Raw genomic sequence first — 231 nt, forward strand, 5'->3', positions numbered from 1 at the left:
GCATGTGGTTGCATCACCCGCAGCGGCCACTGTCCCGCCGTTGCGCGAGACGCTCGCGCACGCCGTGCGCCATCGCGGCTACCGGCTGCTGACGCTCGGCTTCTTCACCTGCGGCTTCCAGCTTGCGTTCATCGCCACGCACCTGCCCGGCTATCTGACCTTGTGCCACATGCCGATGGGACTCGGCGCCACCGCGCTCGCACTGATCGGCCTGTTCAACATGGCGGGCAG

At 68.0% G+C, this 231-nt stretch carries 1 pseudogene; it reads left to right on the forward strand.

From position 1 onward, the window contains the following. A pseudogene (locus SB753_RS42045) lies at window positions 1-231 on the forward strand (MFS transporter); the annotation flags it as partial.

Origin of the sequence: Paraburkholderia sp. SIMBA_053 (assembly GCF_046534895.1) — a bacterium.
GTDB lineage: Bacteria > Pseudomonadota > Gammaproteobacteria > Burkholderiales > Burkholderiaceae > Paraburkholderia > Paraburkholderia caledonica.